Source organism: Bacillus sp. EU55 (assembly GCF_038005925.1).
GTDB classification, from domain to species: domain Bacteria; phylum Bacillota; class Bacilli; order Bacillales; family Bacillaceae; genus Bacillus; species Bacillus velezensis.
The window spans coordinates 3,107,822-3,129,546 of record NZ_JBBOUE010000001.1; the positions used below are offsets into that span (position 1 = coordinate 3,107,822).

The window sequence follows — 21,725 nt, forward strand, 5'->3', positions numbered from 1 at the left end:
AAGATGATTGCAGAACAAATCATGAAACGGGACGTCATCACCGTCTCAAAACACGACTCCATTGAAACAGCCGTCCGTAAAATGAAGGCATATCATATCCGCCATCTCCCTGTCATCGACGACGAGCTGCACGTCACCGGTATTGTCACAGATAGAGACATTAAACAGGCCGGCCCCGGCAGCTTTGAACAAAAGGAACGCGGCGCGTTTCTGACAAACAAAGTGGAGACCATTATGAAGCGGAATGTCATCTGCGCCCATCCGCTTGACTTTGTAGAAGAAATATCCGCTTCCTTTTATGAGCACGGCATCGGCTGTCTGCCGATTACGGTAAACCATAAGCTGACGGGCATTTTAACGAAAACCGACGTGCTCCGGACTTTCGTCAGCCTGACAGGCGCGGCCCAGCCGGGATCACAGGTGGAAATCCTGGTGACGGATATGACAAAAAGCCTTGCTGATCTCAGCTGCATGTGCCGTGATCTTCAGCTGCAAATCCTGAGTGTGCTCGTCTATCCCCATGATTCCGCCGGGTCGAACATTCTCGTCTTCCGGGTGAAGACGATGAATCCGCTCCCTTTTATCCGTGCCGTTCAAGAAGCCGGATACAATGTCTTATGGCCGAAACATTTGAGGGATCAGCCATGAGAGACAGCGTTTTTGTTTACTCGCCTTCTTATCAGACGTATCAATTTCATCAGGAACATCCGTTCAATCAGCGCCGCGTGCTTTTAACATACGATCTGCTTCAGGCGGCGGATGCGTTTGACGAAGGAGATATCGTCACACCGCGCACGGCCGCTAAAGAAGAGTTGGCTCTCGTTCATACGGAGGATTATATACAGGCGGTGGAACTAGCGGGTGCGGGCCGGCTCCCTGCCGCGGAAGGAGAAAGCTACGGTCTCGGAACGGAAGACACTCCCGTTTTTGCCGGCATGCATGATGCCGCGTCACTTCTGGTGGGCGGCACCTTAACGGCGGCTGATTATGTCATGACGGGACAAGCTAGGCACGCCTGCAATTTAGGAGGCGGCCTTCACCACGGCTTCCGCGGCAGGGCCTCAGGCTTTTGTATCTATAATGACAGCGCCGTGGCCATCCAATACATCCAGAAGAACTACGGGGCAAAAGTGCTATACATTGATACAGACGCTCATCACGGCGACGGCGTTCAATTTACGTTTTACGACAGGTCTGATGTCTGCACTGTATCTTTTCACGAGACCGGGCGTTATTTATTTCCCGGGACGGGACAGGTACTGGAAAAAGGAAGCGGGCAAGGCTACGGCTATTCTTTTAACATTCCGCTGGACGCTTTCACAGAGGACGATTCCTTTCTTCACGCTTACAAAACGGCCGCCTCAGAAATCGCGGCTTTTTTTAAACCGGATGTGATTCTTACCCAAAACGGTGCGGACGCCCATTATTACGACCCGTTGACACACCTGTCCAATACAATCTCCATTTATCAGGAGATCCCGCGGCTCGCTCATTCATTAGCCCATCAATATTGCAGCGGCAGATGGATCGCGGTCGGCGGCGGCGGATACGATATTTGGAGAGTCGTCCCGAGAGCATGGAGCCGCATTTGGCTTGAGATGAAAGGGATTGATCCCGGGGAACGCATACCGCAGAAATGGATTGATAAATGGCAGAAGCACTCCCCCTGCACGTTGCCCGCTTTTTGGAGTGATCCTGAACAATTATATCCTCCGATTCCCCGCAAAGAAGAAATTTCAGAAAAAAATGCCCAAACCGTGGAAAAAGCACTTTTTGCCATCCGGTCTGAGCAGCGGTATAAAACAAAATAAAAAACGACCTTATGACGAGGTCGTTTTTTTGATTACAATTTCTACACGGCGGTTTTCTTTCATATGTCCGGGACTTTTGTTGTCCTTCACAGGTTTCGTATCCGCATACCCGGCAGAGATAAACCGTTTGGCGGAAAAGTCTTCATTCGCGGTAAAATACCGGATCACACTCGCCGCTCTTGCAGACGACAGCTCCCAGTTCGACGGAAATTGATAGGTGGAAATCCGGCGGCTGTCCGTATGGCCTTCTACCTGTATGTCATTCGGAATTGTTTTTAAAAGCACCGCGATCTGATGCAGAACCGGCTCGGCGTTTTTCAGCACATCCGCTTTTCCTGTCTGAAACAGAACGGCCTCCTGCAGCACCAGAACCACTCCGCGCTCATCGCGCTTCGCCGTCAATTTCGAACTCAAATGATGCGCTTTTATGTATGTCTTCACGTTTTGTAACAGCAAATCCTGTTCTTTATTTTCGTTTGCTTTGTCTGATGACGCCGGTTCACCCCCGCTGCCGTTTGTATGAATCGATGAAACGGCAGATTGAAATTTTTCCGCGTCTATTTGCGACATCGAAAAAAGCAATATAAAGAACACGAGAATGAGCGTGATCAAGTCAGCGAACGTCACCATCCATCTTGGTGAACCGCCGGAATGTTCCGGTTTGTTTCTTCTTTCAAAACGCTCTTTTCTAAGCTTCATGGACAGCGCCCTTTTTCTTGTTCGCAGGCTGTCCTTTACGCCAGTCTTCTCTTGAGCTGAAGACGACAAGCTGACTTTCGAGGTTGCGGGGATTTTTGCCCGATTGGATGCCGACAACCCCTTCGATCATGACCTGTTTGATGAAAATTTCACTTTCCGTTTTTTCTTCAAGCTTTGCCGCGATTGGGATAAATACCAAGTTGGCAAGCAGCGCTCCGTACAGCGTCGTCAATAGCGCAACGGCCATGTTCGGTCCGAGGGTATGCGGGTCATTTAAGTTTTTAAGCATGAGAACGAGTCCGACGAGCGTCCCGATCATTCCCCAGGCAGGTGCGAAATCACCGGCTTTTTCAAAAACGCGTCTTCCTTTTCTGTGTCTTTCTTCCATCGCGGCGATCTCAGAATCCATCACCAGCCGGATCGTTTCCTCGTCCCAGCCGTCAATCGCAAGCAAAAGCCCTTTTTTTAAAAACGGATCCTTGATCTCACGCGCCTGGTCATCCAGAGACAGCAGCCCCTGCCTGCGCGCCTGCTCCGAAAGGCTGACAAATACTCTGACAAGCTCTTTCACATTGTCATCCTGACGGGAGAATACCTGTTTCAGAACAGAAGGGGTTTTCTTTAAATCCCTCGGCGGAAAACTGATAAAGATCGCCGCAGCAAGGCCGCCTGTGACGATTAAAAAAGAAGTCAGATCTAAAAATGAACTGATTCCCGCCAGTCCCGTCCCTGACAGAATACCGATTGCGACAATAATACAGCCTAACATAAAGCCAACGGGCGTCAGATAATCAAAACGTTTCATATCTTCTCCTTACTCAAGTAAAAAAGCAAGATTCCACCCCTCAGAGTGAAGCTTGCTTTTCCGTTTTTTTATGACTTGGTTGATTGTCTTAATTCGATGCGGTGAGGCAATTCGACGATATGCTCTTCAACCGGCTCTTTGTTCATCAGTTTTGTCAAAAGTCTCATCGCCACGGCGCCGATATCGTACGTAGGCTGCACGACTGTTGAAAGCTGAGGGCGGACCATCAGGCTCAATCTCGTATTGTCAAAACCGATAATATCAAGATCATCAGGTATCGAAAGACCTTGATCTTGGGCCGCATGGATAATGCCGAGGGCCATTTCATCCGTCGCAGAAAGAATCGCCGTCGGTTTCCGGTCAAGGCCCATCAAGCTTTGAAGCGCCTCCATACCGGAATCATAGGTGTAATCGCCTTCCGCTACGAATTGCTCGTTAAACGGAATCGCCGCTTCTTCAAGCGCCCGTTTGTACCCTTGCAGTTTTTTCGAACGGTTGATCGGCTCTTGCATCGGTCCGGAGACGAATGCGATATCGCGATGCCCTTTATCAATGAAAAGCTTAACGGCATCATAAATCGCCTGTTCATAATCAATGGCGACAGAAGGCGTCTCGCCCTGTTCTTCCACTGATGCCGCCAAGACGATCGGCACAGGAGAGCGCTTAAATTCTTCGACATGCTCGTCCGTAATGTTGCCGCCCATAAATACGATACCGTCCACTTGTTTGCCGAGCATCGTATTTAACAGATGCAGTTCTTTCTCAAGATTTTGGTCCGAGTTGCTTAAAATAATATTATATTTGTACATCGTCGCGATATCTTCAATTCCACGCGCAAGTTCCGAGTAGAAAATGCTTGAGATATCAGGGATGATGACGCCGACCGTTGTCGTTTTTTTGCTTGCAAGCCCTCTTGCCACCGCGTTCGGGCGGTAGCCGAGCCGGTCAATGGCTTCCAATACTTTTTTTCTGGTCGTCGGTTTTACATTCGGGTTGCCGTTCACGACGCGGGAAACAGTTGCCATACTGACATTTGCTTCTCTGGCCACATCGTATATCGTAATGTTGCTCACTGAAACCACTCCTTTTACTGGATACACTTATCCTTATCTATAGCATAAACACTTTATGTAAAGAAATGTCGTACGATTTCGCATTCTGTCGTTTATGATTGTAAGCGTAAGTCAGTAGTGTACATTATTTTTCATTATTCATCAAATTTAAATATCTCTCATGAAATTATACACGTTTTTCCCAGTGATGAAAACGTTCACTTTCATTTTATAATTAAATAAAATGAAGATACGAAAAAAAAGCCGCGCGAGGCGGCCTTTAAAGAGCGGAACGTTGTATTATGCTTTTACTTTCAGCATTGGCTTTAATTCGTTCAGCCATTTCTCGAATTCAGGTATATCCATCTGCTGCGCAGAGTCTGAAAGGGCAACGGAAGGATCAGGGTGAACTTCGGCCATCACGCCGTCAGCGCCGATCGCAAGCGCCGCTTTTGCTGTCGGAAGCAGGAGATCGCGGCGGCCTGTTGAGTGTGTGACGTCAACAAACACCGGCAAGTGAGTTTCCTGTTTCAAAATCGGCACGGCAGAAATGTCGAGTGTGTTTCTCGTTGCCGTTTCGTACGTTCTGATTCCGCGCTCACAAAGAATGATTTGGTCGTTTCCTTGTGACATGATGTATTCAGCTGCATTGATGAACTCTGAAATTGTTGCGGCAAGACCGCGTTTTAACAATACCGGCTTTTTAACGGAACCGGCCGCTTTCAGCAATTCAAAGTTTTGCATGTTCCGCGCGCCGATCTGAATGACGTCAATGTAATCAATCGCTTGCTCAATGTGGGCGGGCGTTACGATTTCACTGATCACCGCGAGGTCATATTCATCAGCGACGCGTTTAAGAATTTGCAGGCCTTCTACACCGAGACCTTGGAAATCATACGGACTTGTGCGGGGTTTAAACGCGCCCCCGCGCAGGATTTTAATGCCTTGTTTTTTCGCTGCGGCCGCTACTTCGGCAACCTGCTCATAGCTTTCTACGGCACAAGGTCCGACGATGAATCTCTGATCGCCGTCACCGATTTTTTCACCTTTAATATCAACGATCGTATCTTCTGCTTTTTTCTTCCGGGAGACGAGCAACGCTTTGCTGTGATCCTCTTCTTGAAGTTCAAGTCCGGCTTTGAAAATTTCTTTGAAAATATGCTGGATCGTTGAGTTTTCAAATGGGCCGTCATTGCTTTCAATAATGCGGTTAAGCATTGTACGCTCTCTGACAGGGTCAAATCGGTTGACACCCTGTGCTTCCTTTGCTTTACCGATTTCTTTTACAACGGCTCCGCGTTCATTGATTAATTTAAGGATTTCTAAGTTTAGTGCGTCTGCCTGCTGTCTTAGGCTCTCTAATTCCTTGTTGCTCATCTTTTTCATCCCTTCTATGCTATGTTTTATTTTAATGGTTAACATGCATCTTACTACAGTTATGCGAAAATAGGAATATAAAATAATAAATTTTTTCGCATTTTACTTTATCACCAAAACGCTTTTAAGCTTTTATGCGTTGAAGTAACGTATATTGATATCCTACATGATCCGGCTGAAATGATCAATAGTTTTTTTCAAAAAAAACCGCCGGTATCAACCGGCGGCCAGCAATCATGAGAGGTGCTGCTCTATTGCGTTTTTTGTGATTTGTGAATGAGACGCGTGCCATTTCACTTCGCCGTTTGTAATGACGAATACTTGCGGGCTTTCATGTTTCACGCCGTATGTCTCGGCGATATAGTTTGAAAGCGGCCGGCTGTCCTGCACCTGCAGGTAATAAGAAGGCACTTCCGAATGCTCCGATGCAAAGGCGTCAAACTCCTGAAACGCGGCTTGGCTGATCGGGCAGGTTGTGCTGTGTTTCAAAAACACGAGCGTGTTTTCTTTCTCAGCGGCATTTTTGAACTCTTCTTCAGACGATATCAGCTGTTTTGTCATGTCGGTTATCTCTCCTTATTGAGGATCAGCGATTTGCCTGACCGGCTTTTTCCCCGGCGTCTTCCGCTTCGGCCTTGATGCTTTGGGCCGTGTCCTGCATTTCGCTTCTCGTCTCTTCGGCTTTCTCGGTTAGTGTGCTCTTAGAACGGTCTTTTAAATCCTTCACTTTATTCATAATCTGGCCTGACTGATCAGCTACCAGCTGGGTGATATTAGATGTTTTGTCTTTGGCGATGCTGACATATTGAGAGCCTTTTTCTTTCGCGTCGGCCGTCATTCTGTCCGTCTTATCCTTTAACGCAGAAGCCTGACTGCCGAGATCGTCGCGCAGCTCCTTACCTGATTTAGGCGCCAGAAACAACGCCGTTGTCGCGCCGATAATTCCCCCGATCAGCGTTCCGATTAAAAAATCCTTACTATTGATTCCATCTTTGCTCATTATGATTCCTCCTTAGTGGATTTTTCTTATGATTAAAGCGATGTTTTTTTCTTTTGCTTCCACTTGTCCCATATTTCCATAGCGGCCTGGCTCCAGGTGACAACCTGACTGATCTTATCCTGATTCTCTCTTACAGAGGCCGTAACGGAACCTGCTGCCTGCTTTATGGATGTATTAAACTGCTGGACGGAAGTTCCCACTTCCTGAACAGCATGGACAACCGTATTTAATTTCTCTGATTTTTCCTGAATGTCTTCCGCGAGACGGTTTGTCTTATGTAACAGCTCGGCTGTCTCTGCGGTAATGCCTTTCATCTGCCCTTCAAGGCCGTCTAAAGTCGAGGCTACGTTTGTTAAAGTCATCTGCACGGACTTTAATGTTTTGGACAGATAGATGACGAGGATGAGAAATGCAACGGCAATGAGTGCGACGCTTAAGTAAAGAATGATGATCATCTAATACCTCCTTATAATGCAGGATATAGTGGTATATACCCAATTCTCAAAATGATAAACATATATGAAAGGTCTGTATGTATACTATTTCTCCGTTTATCGGTAAATCCCTTTTGCAGCACGCGCAAAAAAGCAGTGAGAGCCCCACTGCTTTTTTGTTACGCTATGACGTTTTCATAGGCTCTCATATATTTTTGAATGTCTCCGGCGCCCATGAAGATCAGCACTGCGCCTTCATGCGCTTTTAACACGGATGTGTCATTTTCTTCAATGAGTTCTGCGTTATCGATTTTTTCCTGAAGATCCGTGATCGTGAGCTTGCCGACGTTCTCGCGGGCAGAGCCGAAAATGTCACACAGATACACGCGGTCAGCCGCGCTTAAGCTTTCTGCGAATTCATCCAGGAATGATTGCGTCCGTGTAAACGTATGCGGCTGAAATACCGCGATGATTTCACGTTCGGGATATTTTTGGCGCGCCGCCTCAATCGTGACTTTGATTTCAGTCGGATGGTGGGCGTAGTCGTCGATCAGTACCTGGCTGCCGATCACTTTTTCATTGAATCTGCGTTTGACGCCGCCGAATGATTCAAGTCCGAGCTTAATCATGTTCACGTCTATCTCTTCATAGTGGCAGAGCGCAATGACCGCTAAGGAATTGAGGACATTGTGATGGCCGTATGCCGGGATGTAGAACGTATCGTAAAACGTATTGCGGACAAAGACGTCAAATGTCGTGCCTTCCGTATTTTTTACGATGTTTCTCGCTTGAAAATCATTTTCTTCTCCCGTGCCGTAATACACGACAGGCACATTGGCGTGAATTTTCGGCAGGTACTCGTCATCACCGCAGGCAATGATGCCTTTGTTGACTTGAAGCGCCATGTTTTGGAAAGCATCAAACACATCGTCAATGTTGGCGAAATAATCAGGGTGGTCAAAATCAATATTCGTCATAATCGCATAATCAGGCTGATAGCTTAAGAAATGACGGCGGTACTCGCAGGCTTCAAATACAAAGTATTCGCTGCTTTCATTTCCTCTGCCCGTTCCGTCCCCGATAAGAAACGAAGTCGGCTTCGCCTGCTGCATCACGTGTGCCAAGAGGCCCGTTGTGGACGTCTTGCCGTGTGCGCCCGTTACCGCGACACTTGTATATTTTTTCATATATTCAGCTAAAAATTTATGATATCTGATGACAGGAATCCCTTCAGCGAGCGCCTTTGCGATTTCCGGATGAGAATCAGGGAATGCGTTTCCGGCGATTACCGTTAAGCCGGGTTTGATGTTATCGGCGCTGAACGGATAGATCGGGATATTTCTTTTTTCAAGGGCAGCCTGAGTGAAAATCTGCTTCTCGATATCCGATCCCTGCACCTGATACCCTGTATCATGCAGGATTTGAGCAAGCGGGCTCATACCTGTCCCCTTTATTCCAACAAAATGATAAACAGTCATAATCGTACCTCCAACAAACGTCTATCTGTTCCCCAGTATATGACGCTCATTTCATTTTGCGACCGCCGCGGGCGAAAAGCCCGCACAGCGGCGCTTCCATTTATTTTTACGTTATCGTCAGTATCTGTAACTTTCTTTTTGATTAAACCTGCCGCATGATATTTCAGCGCGTGACAGTGATGCAGTTTTGATGGTCCATCCACTATCATACCATGTTTGTGAGAAAAATGAACGATATTCTTATTCTTGAGCAAGGTCAGCGGCCGTAATCAGCACTTCACGGGGTTTGCTGCCCTTCGCTTCTGAGATCATGCCTTCGGCTTCCATCATGTCAATCAGCCTCGCGGCGCGGTTATAACCGATTCTGAACCTTCTTTGAAGGCTTGAGGTGCTGGCGCTGTTTTGCTCCACGACGAATTGGCACGCCTCAGGAAACAGTTCGTCTTCTTCCTTGAGGGCGGTTCCCTGCCTGATCAGTTCTTCCTGTTCAAACAAATAAGAAGGCGGCAGCTGCTTTCTGACATGAGAGACGACGCGGTCAATTTCTCTGTCGGATACAAAGTTGCCCTGCAGGCGCACCGGTTTTCCGGTACCGTTTTCCCAGTACAGCATGTCGCCTTTTCCGAGCAGCTTTTCCGCTCCCGCCATGTCGATGATCGTTCTGGAATCTACCTGGCTTGAGACGGAGAATGCAATCCTCGTCGGTATGTTTGCCTTGATCATTCCGGTAATGACATCGACAGACGGACGCTGTGTCGCGACAAGCAGATGAATGCCGCAGGCTCTCGCTTTCTGCGCGATTCTGGCAATGCTTTCTTCCACATCGTTCGGCGCGACCATCATTAAATCGGCAAGCTCATCAATGACCACTACGAGGTACGGAAGCTTTTCGCCTGTCTTATGATCGGCGGTTAATTCATTAAAGCGGCCGATATCTCTCACACCCGAATGGGCAAACAGTTCATATCGCCGTTCCATCTCTTCCACAACCCATTTTAACGCGGCGGTCGCGGCTTTGGCGTCCGTGATGACGGGGCTGACCAAATGCGGAATTTGGTTATAAGGCGCAAGCTCGACCATTTTCGGATCAATCAGAAGCATTTTGACATCACTCGGATCCGCCTTATAAAGCAGACTGACCAAAATGGTATTGATGCAAACGCTTTTTCCCGATCCTGTCGCACCCGCTATCAACCCGTGCGGCATCTTTTTCAAATCAATGACGACCGGGTTTCCGGAAATATCGACACCGAGCGCGGCTGTAAGCGGAGACGGATTCGTCCTGAAAGCGGCGCTTCTGATCATCTGCCTTAAATCAACGACTTTGCTTACGCGGTTCGGAACTTCAATGCCGATCGTGTTTTTACCGGGGATCGGCGCCTCAATCCGAATATCCTTGGCAGACAGGCTCAGTTTAATATCATCTGCTAAGTTTGTAATTTTGTTCACTTTCACTCCGGGCTCAGGATGCACTTCAAAACGTGTGACGGACGGGCCTTGTGTGACATGAACGACTTGGGCGCGCACATTAAAGTTTTTCAGTGTAACGTTTAAAAGCTCGCGCTGTTCTTCAATCCACGATTGGTCGTCATGTCTTTGCGCCGGCGGTACGTCCAGAAGCGACAGATTCGGAAAGACATAGCTCGCTCCGCCCTCCGGCGTCTTCGCCTGCTTGTGTTTATCGCTTTTAAGCATCATGACGTTAAACGGTACATTGCGCTCTTTCGGCCGCTCCGCTTTTCTCACAGTCTGAGGCTGTCCGTGATGCTCCGTTTTTTCTTCGGCAGGCCGGGACGGGGCATCGGCCGTCTCGATGCTTGCAGGTTCAGGCTCGGGGTCTGAATGCCGCGTGACTGCATTGTACTCAGGCTGAGAGTCTGCTTCCTGTTCCGCGTCGGTTTCAGCTGATTCGGGCTTGTCTTCAGACTGCGGCTGAACTTCCTCATCGTAACCGGTTTCTGTGTATGTATACACCGTTTCTTCTGCGGTTTCAAAAGGCGGTGCTTTTTCCGGCTCAGGCTCCTGATATTCCTCCTGCGGCGCCGCTTGTTCCTCTGTGTTTTCAGCCGTTCGGGATGCTTCATACTCAGGCTCTTTAATAGGCTGCGGGCGGGTTTGTTCATGCTCTTGTTCTTCTGTAAAGCCGGCAGACTCCGCGCTTTCCGTGTGCTCCCGCTCTTCAGTCTGCTGCGGTTCTGCTGCTGCAAACACTTGCTCTTTTGCATTCTCAGCCTCGGTGTGAAGCTCCTCTTTTTTAAAGGCCGGGATTTCTTCCGTTTCTTGTTTCGTAAACTGTTCTGGCCGGTCATTCGTCTGTTTTGTTATGCCGGATGTTGTGAAGACGGGCTCTTTTTCCGTTTCCTGACCGGCTTTTGGCGGAACAAATTCCTCCTCTGACAGCAATGTTACGTTCTCTTCACGCCGCTTTTCGGATATAGGCGCTTTTTTTATGCTGTGCTGAGATTGAAAGCCGTAAACCGGTGAAGGAATGGATGACGGTTTAAACGGCTTTTTCACCGTATCAGGCTCTTTATGTGTATGCTGTTTCCGCTCGGTTTGCTCCTTCCCGGCGGCATAATCCCGGGACGGCTGGCGGCGTTCGTGCCTTTCCCGCTGTCTTTGGTTTTGCTCCGTTCGCTTATAGCCGTCCGGAACGACGGGGAAGCGGAAATTCCCTTTCGGATATTCGTAATATATTTTAGGATCTTCCATGCGCGTGAATTTGCCTTCTGGCTGATCCGGTATCTGCTGTTTCGGGATTTGGGCATGCGTGTTTGGTTCACGTTCATGCTCTTCTTCTTTTTCACCTAAAAATAAGTCAAAAAATTTATTCAGCCAACTCATGTTTAATCACTCTCTAACTCCCTTTTTAGTAGTCTGGGACGATATTTAGTATACCATTGCCGGGCGGCTCAGAAAAGATTAAGCTCCCAACTGAAGAAAGCCGTTAAGCAGGCCTGCTTAACGGCTTTCTCTCACATCATTCGATTCTGTGCGCTTATTTATGGGAGTTAGAATTGAAATGCTTCGCCGGCCTCGCGGCTGTCTTCAAGAACAAGAATCCCTTTTTCCGCCGGCGCATCCGGCAAAGCGAGTTCTTTCGCGGAGCAGATCATGCCGCTTGACGGAACGCCTCTTAATTCAGCGTCTTTAATCACAAGTCCGCTCGGCATCACCGCGCCGACTTTAGCGACGACGACTTTTTGCCCTTTGTCCACGTTCGGCGCGCCGCAAACGATTTGGAGGGTTTCCTCTCCCACATTCACTTGGCAGATATTCAGTTTATCCGCATTCGGATGTTTTTCTTTCGATTCAACGTGACCGACAACAAATTTCGGAGAAAGGTCAACCGTCAGCGTTTCTGAAACGCCGTTTCTGTTCAGTATTTCATTCACATCCTGAACGAATGTCTCAGACAAAGCGACGGGGCCGTTGTCCTCAATCTGTAAGTAAGAAGACACGTTAAAAATGTTAAAGCCCGTCGTTTCTTTTGTTTCTTTGTTAAAGATTCTGATGACATCGCCTTCTCTTTCATAGGCGATTTCTTCGCGTGCCGCATCTTTAAGAGAGATCAGAAGCGTATCTCCCACACCTTCTTTATTGTAAAAAGCGTTCATAAGAAAAATCCTTTCTAATCCTTTTTCGGCCGGCTTTTCGCCATGATAAACACAGGTTCCAGTCTGCCTTCATTATACAGAAATGAAAGGGCCGTAATCGGCACCGTGCCGCTTGCAAAGAAGCTCATGGACATTTGCCCTAAAATATCATAACCCGATTCATTTCGAATGTCAGCAAGTATTAATACATCCTGATGCGGGACGGAAATCGCCAATTCGCCTTCAGCGGCCTGCTTGTATTCATGAAGAATCGAATCATTGAGAATCCGGCTGGCGTCATAGCCGTCATTCGCCCTGAAAAAATAAAAATAATTGTCCGCAACCGTATCCTGTTTCACAACTGAAGGAAGAGAGCGGAGATTGAATGACGCCGTCTCCCTGATCCGTTCTTTTGTCCAGTTTTCTTTCTCGAGCATACGGCTGTCAATTAAGCGGTACGTCTTGCCGAGGTCAAGCGCGTAGTAGATTCTCGTTTCGGCCGTATGGTCATCATACACGAGCGGGATGCCGTCGCTCGTTTGATCGGGGAATGATGTGGAGCGGATGACCGGATAGATTCCGGCTTCCTTTCCGGACATCTCCTGTCCGCTGCCTTCCATCGCCTCCATTGCTTCTGACACATAGTAGACGATTTCGTCGATCGCTTCTTCTTTTTTCGTCTCCCACTTCGCAATGATCGGCGGGAGCTCCAATGTGATGCCTTTTTTGGTCGTTTGATCCTCAACACGGAGGGTGTCTTTTTCTCTGTCAAAAAAGAAGGATCGGTTCTCGTGCTGCAGGCGCTGTTTTAATAAATCCGCCAGCTTCCTTGACGTCATTTTCAAAGCCCGTGGCCTCCTTTATGCTTTAGCAAGGGAATCGGTTAAAAATTGCTCAATTTCTTCTTTTGTTTTACGGTCTTTGCTGACGAAGCGGTTCACTTCTTTTCCTCCGTTAAACACAACAAAGCTCGGAATGCCGTAAATTTCCCATTCCGCGCATGTATCAATAAATTGATCGCGGTCTACGTAGTAATAAGTGAATTCAGGAAAGTCCGCTTCCAGCTCAGGGAGAAACGGCTCCACAAAGCGGCAGTCCGGGCACCAATCCGCTGAAAACATAAATACCGCCCAATCGTCTTGTACCGCTTTTTGCAATTCTTCCGTGCTTTCAATCTTTTTCATTGTCATTCCTCCATCTGGATTATGAGTTTTTTATATGCTGATGTTTGTCCAATTGGATCATACCAGACTGTTTACAGCAAGACCAACTATATGCAATATCATTATCATATTTCATTTGCATTATCAAGCAAGTTTCGTTTACCATTTTGCTTGTAGCCGTACGAAAATCTGAATATGTACATAAGGAGGGGCAAAAGATGCAGTTTGTCGTGTATTTAGCGGGTGAAATCCACAGTAATTGGCGGGAAGAGATCAAACAAAAAGCAACAGCGCTGGACCTGCCGATTACGTTTGTCGGCCCGATGGAAAACCATGAACGCTCAGACAATATCGGAGAAGAGATTATGGGCGTGCAGCCCGATTCTGTTTTAAAAGACGCCAGAGCTTCTGATATCAACAATTTCCGTACAGAGGTGCTGATGGAAAAAGCCGATTTTGTGATCGCCCTGTTTGGCGAGAAATATAAGCAGTGGAATACCGCGATGGATGCTTCTTATGCCATCGCAAAAGGAAAGCCGCTCATTCTCATCCGTCCGAAAGAACTTCATCATCCGCTGAAAGAGCTTTCCGGAAAAGCGAATATCACGGTCGAAACCGTCAATCAAGCGATGAAAGCACTCTCTTATTTATTTGAAACAGAATAAGCAGGCCGCCTTTATGCGGTCCTGCTTACCTATTTACAATAGAATGGTATCAAATCTTACTTTTCAGACTTTTTTCTCGAATCCAAAAGAATTTGTCCGCAATAAATTATTCCCACAGCCCTCTTTTTCTTCACTTCATTCATAAATTATTTTACTCAACCTCAAACGAACTATATATTTGTTTTCTTTATATGTAAGGAAGGAGAGCGAAATCTGCGCAATAACGGATACATATGCTGCTCGTTGAAATTGATTAAAACCAAAAAGTGGGATACTGCCGATTATTTCGCAAGTTATTAATAATAACTGCTACCGCAACAATAATTACAGATCCCACAAAAACCGGAAAAGCTAAATAGCTCCAAGCATACGCCCCTTGAATAACTACAATAGGGTCCGCTCCAGCAGGTGGATGAGTAGTCTTTGTAACCGCCATAAAAAATATAGCTAGCCCCACTCCTAAAGCCAATGTCCAGGGATGAGAACCAAGAAGATTATATATAACAAGTCCAGTCAATGTCGAGATGAAGTGTCCGCCAATAATATTTCTAGGTTGTGATAAAGGGGCATTCCACGCTCCGAAAGCCAGTACACAACTTGCCCCAAAAGGCGCCATCAGCCACAGAGATCCAGTTTTATAGGTTATCAATGACAAGATTAAAATTGTTATAAAACCACCTAATAAGCCTGTTGAAGCATCTTTAACATTTACTTTTAAAGGACTTTTTCCTCCTCCTTTCATTTTTTTGAAATAATATCCTTTTTTACTTTGTGGATTTTCTGCTGTTTGCTCAATCTTCAATATAACCCCTCCTTTTCACTAAGTTTAAAACAATTAAAATAACCTGTCAATTTAATTTTAAAGGGTTATAAATCTGAAATTATAATCCTTCTCTCTTTCAAAGATCGTTCTTCTATTCAAAAATGATCTTTTAAGAACGCTTGAAATATCATTTTCCTGTTTGTTACTTTAACCTTTTTTATAATTCAACTGGGTTTTAGCTGCAAATTGGTTGTTTTATGAGCGACATTTTAATTTTCCGTAAAAGCCGTTAAGTTACTTATTGATTGTTTTTTCTAAAAAAGACAAACAACCTTACTCAAAAGAATATTGAAATAAGGCTGTTCATTAACTTTTTATTTATATGTGATTATTCAAAATTAAAGTAAAGTGCAAGATGATTTCGACAATACAATAAAGAAAATTTGTTCTATGTTTTTTTAAGATGACGGGAAACCTTTTCTCTGTTACCACATATCTTCATTGAACACCATTTTCTCCTTCCAGTGTTATCAATGAATAATAAAACACATTCCTCATTAGCACATCGCTTAATTAAATTAATCTTTTTTGTATATATTAGCGATAAGCCATCATAAGCAATGAGCGAAATAATTGCATCATCAATATTTCCAATTGGAATACGAGCAAGTTTAGTATCGAGAATCTTATATGTAAATGGAGCCAATTCAATCTTTTTTTCTAAAAAAGTAATAAAAAATTCTCCAGGTTCTTCACCATCTGCAATTTTCTCGAAGTTTTCTCTTAGTGTTGATCGTAACTCAAGTATTTTTTCAACCATCACAGTAGTCAGTTCATCTTGGGCTTTTTTTAATGTTAATTGATTGAAAAAAGGGGTTCCTTTCCCCATTAACCTTAACCATTCTAAAAGATCCTCTTTTGACTTTAACAAATTATGACGTTTACCATAACTCACCACCTCAGTATTAACCAGATCAAGAGGAAGATTGTTAGAGATGAGAGGAAATTTTATGTTTGTCTTTTTTGTCATAATCATACCTCCTTGCAGAACAAATAAAAAATGCAAATGTCACTCGACTTTGTGAAATAGCTACTCTTCAAACCGATAATAACATATATGATTAACTATAAGTAAAGTTAATCATTTAGATATTGAAGCTATCTGCAGATCCTACGTAATGAAGTTACACAGTATCTGCATTGTAGTAACCGTTTACCAGTGATTATGTTTAAATTCAGCATATTAATTTTTAGACTAAGTTTCTCGATAAACATAGACTATAATCTAAAAAGATAAATAAAGTAAGGAATCGTGATAATTAACTATAAGAAACAAGGAAATATATACTCGTATTTATGATGTGTTATTCTAAGAAAGATTCCGAAAACCACCAAGAATATCACTTTTATACGGAATCAAAGAGCATTCTCCTTAATTTATATTTAACAGGAGAAGGTTTCCTTGAGGCCAATAGAAAAAACATTCAAGGAATATTTTCACCATTTCATTTCACTATATTATTGACTCTTTTCTCCATAGAAAAAACACCTTCAAGTTGTCTTATAGATATCATATACCTATATTCAACAGAAAGGTGTTTTTGATTTGTCTAAATTGTTTTGGAAAAGTATTATATCGACGGTTTAAAAGTCTAGTTTAAGGTTTATAGTAGCTTCTGATCCTCATTTAAGTAATCTGTTTTAAATAATTAACTGATTCTTCGTTTTTACCTTAAGTGCCAAAACGTACTCCTGTAATGGATTTCTATAAAAGAAATGATACTCTGCTTCTTTATTACAAATTGAGCATTGATCTTTGGAATTTTTAACTCTTTGTACATGAGGAGTATCTAATATGCATACTATGTCTTTCACATGAGATTTACATACTTTAACCATATAAATCCTCCGAAATAAAATCAACTATCAATTTCAAGTTAATGCTTGCAACATGTTTTTTGATTTAAAACGTTACCTTCCAGATCAAATTCCGGCATTCTATTAACACCAATCCATGAATTTAACATAAAACCCCACAATGAAATTCCCTCTAATGCCTTACGAATAACCACTTCACGTCTAAATTCATTTTGGTCCTCTTCTAAGTGCTCCAATCCTAAAATTGAATGATGTTCGTCCGCTTCAACATGGACAGTGAAGTAAGGATCATTCGCCCCCAATTCCTCTAACTTTTCTGACATTTTAATAAAAAAGTGATTTGAGCATCTTTCTATTCCAGAATTCAAACATGCCAACCATTTCGAACGATCTTGTTCAATAGCCAACTGATAAACTAGATTAACACAAGCATTTGTAGCATTACTAGGTATATGTCTATCTATTTCTTCTCGATTTTCTAAAATATTTTGTTTCAACATCCATTGCATTAGCATTTCATGATGGTCTGCTTCTCCATAAATATGTAATGCATAGAAAGGCATCATGTGATTTTCTTTAAGTGATGTAAGTCCCAGCATAACGCCCATAACTTTCGGAAAAGTGGCTGAATGATACCAGAGTTGAGTAACAACTGATTTTAAGTCCTTTACATGCTGTACATTTTCTAACCATTTGAAAAACGGTTCATTTAGAATTTCTTCTGATGCTTTAATAATAGGATCTGCAACCCATGAATGCTGTTTTCTTACTCTTTCTAGTTCTTCCTCTGATACTACATGATACTTTTCACTAGTTAATTCCATTACTTAATCACTCCTGTATTTTTAATAGGATTATATCCATAATAAGTAATATTATGTATATATTCCCTTAAAAAGATAATAATTCATATAACCATAACCTGTCAATTATTTTTTGAAAGGTTAATTTAAAATAAATTCAGATTACAGACTTATTATTCATTCAATCATTTAAAAATCGCAGTCTTCAGGAGGACTAGTAGTATTGAAGTAGCTTAGATTAAGGAAGTCAGATGAACTTATAGTCATTAAGACTTCAGCAGGATTACCTGTAATATTAGAGTTACACTAGGTACAATTCTAAAATTTCAAATAGGGGTACAGTCAGGAAAATGCGGATTTACAACGCTAAGCCCATTTCCCCGACTATTCCCCCAGTTTTAACAACGTTAAGAAAGTTTCAAGGGTCTTAAAGAATCTAACGAGACCATTTTCTCCGAATTAAAATGGTATTCTCCAAGTAAATTAATATGTTCCCAACCTAGAGGTGACATATGGTGCAATAATTCTTCATTAAAACTACCTGACCGTTTTTGATATTCAACTGCCTTTGTTAGATGTAAAGTATTCCAGATACTGATGGCATTGATAATGATGTTTAAGGCACTGGCTCTTTGCAATTGATGCTGTATGGTTCGTTCCCTAAGCTCTCCTTGTTTTCCGAAGAAAATAGCTCTTGCCAGTCCATTCATGGCTTCTCCTTTATTCAATCCTTTTTGTATTTTTCTTCTTAATGATTCATCCGAAATATAATTCAAAATAAAGATCGTTTTTTCTATTCGGCCCATCTCACGTAAGGCTGTAGCCAAGCTGTTTTGTCTTGAATAAGAACCTAATTTCCCCATAATAAGGGATGCTGAAACTGTTCCTTCCCTTATAGAATGAGCTAATCGCAAAACATCCTCATAATTCTCTTTAATGACCTTTGTATTTATTTGTCCACGTAAAATGACTTCTAATTTTGGATACTCACTTGCCTTATCTATTGTAAATAATTTCGAGTCTGATAAATCTCGTATTCTTGGAGCAAATTTAAATCCTAATAAATGGGTCAGTCCGAATATTTGGTCTGTGTAACCAGCCGTGTCTGTATAATACTCTACTATATTTAGATCCGTCTCATGGTGTAACAAACCATCCAAAACATGAATCGCATCCCTTGAATTAGTATGAATAATCTTTGTGTAATAAGAAGAAAATTGATCACTTGTAAAACGATAGATGGTGGCTCCTTTTCCAGTTCCATAATGTGGGTTTGCATCTGCATGTAGCGATGAAACGCCTATCTGCATTCTCATACCATCGGACGAGGATGTTGTACCGTCTCCCCAATAGGAGGACAATTGCAATTTGTGATGAAAATTTACTAATACGGCTTGGGCTTTATTCATTGCATCTTCATACATGCGCCATTGTGATACATTGGCCAATTGCTTATATGTAAGTCCGGGTGTTGCTTCAGCCATTTTGCTTAAACCAATATTCATTCCCATTCCTAAAAGAGCAGCCATAATAATAATTGTTTCTTCTTTATCCGGTTTTCGATTATTGGAAGCATGAATAAATTGCTCATGAAATCCTGTTATATAAGCAATATCCATCAGTAAATCGGTTAATTTTATTCTTGGTAGCATCTGATACAGGCTTGCGCTAAATTTTTTTGCTTCTTCTGGAACATCTTTTTCTAAGCGTTCAATTGACAGCTTTCCTTTTTCAAGAGAAACCCCGTCTAACTTGTTGGAATTGGTAGCTAACCACTTTAACCTTTTGTTAAGGCTGCTGGTTCTCTCCGTCATATAATCCTCGAATGATAAACTAACTGATAATCTTGTATTCTCCTTCGTTTGATTCCATGTATCTTCTGAAAACAAATATTCTTCAAAGTCTCTATATTGTCTGCTGCCAACAATGGAAACATCTCCTGCCCTAACATGCTCCCGAAGTTCTGTTAAAACAGCCATTTCATAGTAATGACGATTGATTGTTGTACCATCATCCTCGTATAAATGCTTTTTCCAACGTTTTGAAATAAAATCCACAGGTGAGTTATCAGGCACTTTTCGCTTTCCGGATTCGTTCATTCCACGGATAATCTCAACAGCTTGTAAAAGTGGCTCATTTGCTTTTGTAGAATGAAATTCCAATACCCTTAATAGCGTTGGCGTATATTTTCTAAGTGAATAAAATCGTTTTTGCAGTAAGTCTAAATAATCATAGTCGTCAGGGCGTGCAAGCTCCTGAGCTTCTTCGACCGAAGAGACAAAAGAATTCCATTCGATAACGGATTCTAAAACCTCAAAAACGTCTAATTTTTCCTTTTTTGCTTTGATTAAAGCTTGTCCGATGTTCGTAAAGTGTATAACTTTCTCATTCAGCTTTTTACCGTTTTGTTTCTGAATTTCCTCTTGAGCCTTACGGCCTTTTGATAACAGACTAAGTATTTGTCTATCATGAATTTCAAAAGCTTTATCCGTTAACTCTTGAGTAAGATGTAATAAATAGACGGTTAATATCGAATATCGCTTATTTTCTTGAAAGTCACGGAATGCATATGGCTCATATCTTGAGCCTAAGCGAGATAGTTGAAACAGGCGATTGCGATGCAAATGACTAATTTGTACCGTTTCTAATTCCATTCCTCGTATGTATTCGAGTCGTTCTATTACTTTTAGAAATGTTTCGGGTGAAGGATGACCCGGCGGTTCCTTTAACCAACCCAATATCGTTTTATTGGATTCGGATGGATGCTGCGAAGTAATGATCTCTTCAAGCTTTCCTTTTTGTTCATTTGTAAGAGATTGACTAACAGTATTAAACAGTTTCTTTTCAGCCATTGCCCTTGCCTCCCACACCAAGTGTAGTAATAGCAGGCAGTATGATTTTGTTTTTTCTTAGAAAATCTATACATTCATGTAGTAGATGTATGGCATCGCCATTTTCAAAAGCTAATTGATGAAGATGCTTAAATGCTATTCGATATTCTCTTAGAGTAAAAGTTACAAAGTCGTATTCACTTCGAAGTTCTTTCAAATGATCCCAAAGTGTATTTTCTCTTTGAGGATAAAGACTAATCGAAGATGGAGTGGCGCCGATTTGTTTCGATATATAATGTATGACTGATTCCGGGATGCTTTTGATATGAGTGTATGGCCAACCGGGATACCGAAGAACAGCTAATTGAACAGCAAACCCTAAACGGTTTTCTTCTCTCCTTCGCTTATTAACTATTTCTAAATCCCGTTTGGAAAAAGTGAAGTAGGTCCCCAATATCCATTCATCTTCAGGGATTTGCATAAAATCCTGCCTCTGTTCCAGTGTAAGCAATTCTCTACCTCTCGCAATTTTCATTCAGTATCATCCCATTTCCATAATTATTCAGTTAATTAGTTCAATTATATATCAATAGAGTGTACTCTATTGATACAAGTATAGTAGACTGATAAAATCATAGTTAAGAGTGTCTCATAAGACTTGTCTCAAAAACGAGGTGAAATTTTGCAGAAAATCGGTTATGTACGCGTCAGTTCGACTAGCCAAAATCCTTCAAGGCAATTTCGGCAATTGAACGAAATTGGAATGGATATTATTTATGAAGAAAAAATTTCAGGAGCCACAAAAGATCGTGAACAACTTCAAAAAATGTTAGAGGATTTACAGGAAGGTGACATTATTTATGTTACAGATTTAACTCGGATCACTCGAAGTACGCAAGATTTATTTGAATTGATTGATTTAATACGAAATAAAAAGGCAAGCTTAAAATCACTTAAGGATACATGGCTAGATTTATCAGAAGATAATCCATATAGCCAATTCTTAATTACGGTAATGGCTGGTGTTAACCAATTAGAGCGAGACCTTATTCGTATGCGTCAGCGTGAAGGAATTGAGCTCGCAAAGAAAGAAGGGAAGTTTAAAGGACGGTTAAAGAAATATCATAAAAATCACGCAGGAATGAATTATGCAGTAAAGCTATATAAAGAAGGAAATATGACTGTAAATCAAATTTGTGAAATTACAAATGTATCTAGAGCTTCTTTATATAGAAAGCTATCGGAAGGAAAAAAATAAGCATTCATTACTTATATTAAAAATTTCCGGGGATTGTGAAACAACGTACCTAGCCAAGCAGGCTATTTCTATAAGGAAGTATCAATATTTGTTTATCTAACTAGGCACGATC

General features: G+C 42.8%; 19 protein-coding genes and 1 pseudogene. 4 read left to right on the forward strand and 16 right to left on the reverse strand.

Annotation, left to right across the window (positions count from 1 at the left end):
- Positions 1-3 precede the first annotated feature (3 nt).
- Together NYE50_RS15770 and NYE50_RS15775 are read left to right on the forward strand one after the other, a co-directional pair.
- Positions 4-648, forward strand: a complete 645-nt coding sequence (locus tag NYE50_RS15770; RefSeq protein ID WP_014418652.1) for an acetoin utilization AcuB family protein — start codon at positions 4-6, stop codon at positions 646-648.
- Positions 645-1,811, forward strand: coding sequence for an acetoin utilization protein AcuC (locus tag NYE50_RS15775; protein ID WP_014418653.1), 1,167 nt, complete (start codon positions 645-647; stop codon positions 1,809-1,811). The genes NYE50_RS15770 and NYE50_RS15775 overlap by 4 nt, the downstream gene beginning before the upstream one ends.
- A gap of 9 nt (positions 1,812-1,820) precedes the next feature.
- Here NYE50_RS15775 and motS read toward each other — a convergent pair whose 3' ends face one another.
- The 12 genes from motS to NYE50_RS15835 form a co-directional block, all read right to left on the reverse strand.
- On the reverse strand, positions 1,821-2,510 hold the full coding sequence (gene motS / locus NYE50_RS15780; RefSeq protein ID WP_003152387.1) for a flagellar motor protein MotS: 690 nt from the start codon (positions 2,508-2,510) through the stop codon (positions 1,821-1,823).
- Positions 2,500-3,315 carry a flagellar motor protein MotP gene (gene motP, locus NYE50_RS15785; RefSeq protein ID WP_007408775.1) on the reverse strand — a complete coding sequence of 272 codons (816 nt, stop codon included), beginning with the start codon at positions 3,313-3,315 and terminating at the stop codon, positions 2,500-2,502. The genes motS and motP overlap by 11 nt, the downstream gene beginning before the upstream one ends.
- A gap of 68 nt (positions 3,316-3,383) precedes the next feature.
- A complete protein-coding gene (gene ccpA / locus NYE50_RS15790; RefSeq protein ID WP_003152385.1) occupies positions 3,384-4,388 on the reverse strand; it encodes a catabolite control protein A in 1,005 nt (334 codons plus the stop codon).
- A gap of 279 nt (positions 4,389-4,667) precedes the next feature.
- The gene (locus tag NYE50_RS15795; protein ID WP_003152383.1) at positions 4,668-5,744 is read right to left on the reverse strand and encodes a bifunctional 3-deoxy-7-phosphoheptulonate synthase/chorismate mutase; all 1,077 of its coding nucleotides are present in this window, start codon (positions 5,742-5,744) and stop codon (positions 4,668-4,670) included.
- Positions 5,745-5,978: 234 nt separating this feature from the next.
- A complete protein-coding gene (ytxJ, locus tag NYE50_RS15800; RefSeq protein ID WP_014418654.1) occupies positions 5,979-6,305 on the reverse strand; it encodes a bacillithiol system redox-active protein YtxJ in 327 nt (108 codons plus the stop codon).
- Positions 6,306-6,330: 25 nt separating this feature from the next.
- Positions 6,331-6,744 carry a YtxH domain-containing protein gene (locus NYE50_RS15805; protein ID WP_003152380.1) on the reverse strand — a complete coding sequence of 138 codons (414 nt, stop codon included), beginning with the start codon at positions 6,742-6,744 and terminating at the stop codon, positions 6,331-6,333.
- Between the two features lie 32 nt (positions 6,745-6,776).
- A complete protein-coding gene (locus NYE50_RS15810; protein ID WP_003152378.1) occupies positions 6,777-7,199 on the reverse strand; it encodes a DUF948 domain-containing protein in 423 nt (140 codons plus the stop codon).
- A gap of 158 nt (positions 7,200-7,357) precedes the next feature.
- Complete coding sequence (murC, locus tag NYE50_RS15815; protein WP_032873626.1) at positions 7,358-8,656, reverse strand: UDP-N-acetylmuramate--L-alanine ligase; 1,299 nt, start codon at positions 8,654-8,656, stop codon at positions 7,358-7,360.
- Positions 8,657-8,896: 240 nt separating this feature from the next.
- Positions 8,897-11,500, reverse strand: a complete 2,604-nt coding sequence (locus NYE50_RS15820; RefSeq protein ID WP_159354476.1) for a DNA translocase FtsK — start codon at positions 11,498-11,500, stop codon at positions 8,897-8,899.
- A 167-nt stretch (positions 11,501-11,667) separates the two neighbouring features.
- The gene (ytpR, locus tag NYE50_RS15825; RefSeq protein WP_022552814.1) at positions 11,668-12,273 is read right to left on the reverse strand and encodes a YtpR family tRNA-binding protein; all 606 of its coding nucleotides are present in this window, start codon (positions 12,271-12,273) and stop codon (positions 11,668-11,670) included.
- 14 nt (positions 12,274-12,287) lie between these two features.
- Positions 12,288-13,097, reverse strand: a complete 810-nt coding sequence (locus NYE50_RS15830; RefSeq protein ID WP_012118213.1) for a DUF1444 domain-containing protein — start codon at positions 13,095-13,097, stop codon at positions 12,288-12,290.
- A 15-nt stretch (positions 13,098-13,112) separates the two neighbouring features.
- The gene (locus tag NYE50_RS15835) at positions 13,113-13,436 is read right to left on the reverse strand and encodes a thioredoxin family protein (protein ID WP_003152373.1); all 324 of its coding nucleotides are present in this window, start codon (positions 13,434-13,436) and stop codon (positions 13,113-13,115) included.
- A 197-nt stretch (positions 13,437-13,633) separates the two neighbouring features.
- Here NYE50_RS15835 and NYE50_RS15840 point away from each other — a divergent pair, with 197 nt between their 5' ends.
- The gene (locus tag NYE50_RS15840) at positions 13,634-14,080 is read left to right on the forward strand and encodes a YtoQ family protein (RefSeq protein ID WP_063094532.1); all 447 of its coding nucleotides are present in this window, start codon (positions 13,634-13,636) and stop codon (positions 14,078-14,080) included.
- Between the two features lie 253 nt (positions 14,081-14,333).
- On the opposite strand, the gene NYE50_RS15845 is transcribed toward NYE50_RS15840, so the two are convergent.
- The 4 genes and pseudogenes from NYE50_RS15845 to NYE50_RS15860 form a co-directional block, all read right to left on the reverse strand.
- The gene (locus NYE50_RS15845) at positions 14,334-14,822 is read right to left on the reverse strand and encodes an HPP family protein (RefSeq protein ID WP_167388683.1); all 489 of its coding nucleotides are present in this window, start codon (positions 14,820-14,822) and stop codon (positions 14,334-14,336) included.
- A gap of 469 nt (positions 14,823-15,291) precedes the next feature.
- Entirely contained in the window at positions 15,292-15,873 is a 582-nt protein-coding gene (locus NYE50_RS15850; protein WP_060964530.1) for a CGNR zinc finger domain-containing protein, read from the reverse strand.
- Positions 15,874-16,780: 907 nt separating this feature from the next.
- Entirely contained in the window at positions 16,781-17,545 is a 765-nt protein-coding gene (locus tag NYE50_RS15855; RefSeq protein ID WP_159354477.1) for an iron-containing redox enzyme family protein, read from the reverse strand.
- Between the two features lie 386 nt (positions 17,546-17,931).
- Positions 17,932-20,890, reverse strand: a pseudogene (locus NYE50_RS15860) (Tn3 family transposase).
- Positions 20,891-21,037: 147 nt separating this feature from the next.
- On the opposite strand from NYE50_RS15860, the gene NYE50_RS15865 reads away from it, so the two are divergent.
- Positions 21,038-21,613 (forward strand): recombinase family protein, encoded by a 576-nt coding sequence (locus NYE50_RS15865; protein ID WP_001169292.1) that lies wholly within the window; start codon positions 21,038-21,040, stop codon positions 21,611-21,613.
- The last annotated feature ends 112 nt before the right edge of the window (positions 21,614-21,725 follow it).

Excerpts from the sequence above, each read along its gene's own strand:
- NYE50_RS15770 (WP_014418652.1), top strand. The coding sequence starts at position 4 with ATGATTGCAGAACAAATCATGAAACGGGACGTCATCACCGTCTCAAAA.
- NYE50_RS15775 (WP_014418653.1), top strand. The coding sequence starts at position 645 with ATGAGAGACAGCGTTTTTGTTTACTCGCCTTCTTATCAGACGTATCAA.
- motS (WP_003152387.1), bottom strand. The coding sequence starts at position 2,510 with ATGAAGCTTAGAAAAGAGCGTTTTGAAAGAAGAAACAAACCGGAACAT.
- motP (WP_007408775.1), bottom strand. The coding sequence starts at position 3,315 with ATGAAACGTTTTGATTATCTGACGCCCGTTGGCTTTATGTTAGGCTGT.
- NYE50_RS15795 (WP_003152383.1), bottom strand. The coding sequence starts at position 5,744 with ATGAGCAACAAGGAATTAGAGAGCCTAAGACAGCAGGCAGACGCACTA.
- ytxJ (WP_014418654.1), bottom strand. The coding sequence starts at position 6,305 with ATGACAAAACAGCTGATATCGTCTGAAGAAGAGTTCAAAAATGCCGCT.
- NYE50_RS15805 (WP_003152380.1), bottom strand. The coding sequence starts at position 6,744 with ATGAGCAAAGATGGAATCAATAGTAAGGATTTTTTAATCGGAACGCTG.
- NYE50_RS15810 (WP_003152378.1), bottom strand. The coding sequence starts at position 7,199 with ATGATCATCATTCTTTACTTAAGCGTCGCACTCATTGCCGTTGCATTT.
- murC (WP_032873626.1), bottom strand. The coding sequence starts at position 8,656 with ATGACTGTTTATCATTTTGTTGGAATAAAGGGGACAGGTATGAGCCCG.
- NYE50_RS15820 (WP_159354476.1), bottom strand. The coding sequence starts at position 11,500 with ATGAGTTGGCTGAATAAATTTTTTGACTTATTTTTAGGTGAAAAAGAA.
- ytpR (WP_022552814.1), bottom strand. The coding sequence starts at position 12,273 with ATGAACGCTTTTTACAATAAAGAAGGTGTGGGAGATACGCTTCTGATC.
- NYE50_RS15835 (WP_003152373.1), bottom strand. The coding sequence starts at position 13,436 with ATGAAAAAGATTGAAAGCACGGAAGAATTGCAAAAAGCGGTACAAGAC.
- NYE50_RS15840 (WP_063094532.1), top strand. The coding sequence starts at position 13,634 with ATGCAGTTTGTCGTGTATTTAGCGGGTGAAATCCACAGTAATTGGCGG.
- NYE50_RS15845 (WP_167388683.1), bottom strand. The coding sequence starts at position 14,822 with ATGAAAGGAGGAGGAAAAAGTCCTTTAAAAGTAAATGTTAAAGATGCT.
- NYE50_RS15850 (WP_060964530.1), bottom strand. The coding sequence starts at position 15,873 with ATGACAAAAAAGACAAACATAAAATTTCCTCTCATCTCTAACAATCTT.
- NYE50_RS15855 (WP_159354477.1), bottom strand. The coding sequence starts at position 17,545 with ATGGAATTAACTAGTGAAAAGTATCATGTAGTATCAGAGGAAGAACTA.